This is a genomic window from Aliivibrio sp. S3MY1 (assembly GCF_028765575.1).
GTDB lineage: Bacteria > Pseudomonadota > Gammaproteobacteria > Enterobacterales > Vibrionaceae > Aliivibrio.
This window is the reverse complement of the sequence record NZ_JARACO010000120.1, coordinates 1-510: the sequence shown is the minus strand read 5'-3', so window position 1 is coordinate 510 and position 510 is coordinate 1. Positions and strand designations below refer to the sequence as shown.

Annotated in this window: 1 protein-coding gene and 1 pseudogene; both read left to right on the top strand. The window is 36.7% G+C overall.

The features are described from left to right. A partial coding sequence (locus PVK62_RS17525) for a YhfG family protein (protein WP_274449510.1) occupies positions 1-293 on the top strand: 293 nt, incomplete at its 5' end. Next, positions 286-510: pseudogene (locus PVK62_RS17520) on the top strand (cell filamentation protein Fic); the annotation flags it as partial. The gene PVK62_RS17525 and the pseudogene PVK62_RS17520, both read left to right, overlap by 8 nt.

Sequence of the window (510 nt, the reverse complement as noted above, 5' to 3'; positions counted from 1 at the left end):
CAACCTTCCGTTTTTCTATTAATAGCTGGGGTGTTTTTGAATCAGGGAAAGCGATCCAGTCTCAACTTAATGATATTGATTTAGTTATGCCAAGTAATTCAATGCTTTCTTCTTACGAAGAAAAGCATGCCTATTTCGAGCAAGTAAAAATGGATAACTTTAAAGAAAGTATGCGTTTAGAGGGGCATGATGTTGCTAGTAATTTCGATTTATCACTCGACAGAGAGCAACAACGTCAAATTTTGTTAAACAAATACTCAAACGTAAATTCGTTAGAGGCGCTCAATGGCTGATAAATATGGCACAACACAAGATCCTTATACTTACGAAAATAGTACGGTTCTTGTTAATAAGCTCAATATCAACAATGAAGCGGTATTAGAGGCTGCAGAACGTGATTTAACAACGTTAGCTGCAATGTATGTAGAGTTTCAATTGCCTCCTTACGATTTCAGCTATCTGCGTTCAATTCATCATATGTTATTCTCCGATCTATTTGAATGGGCTGGC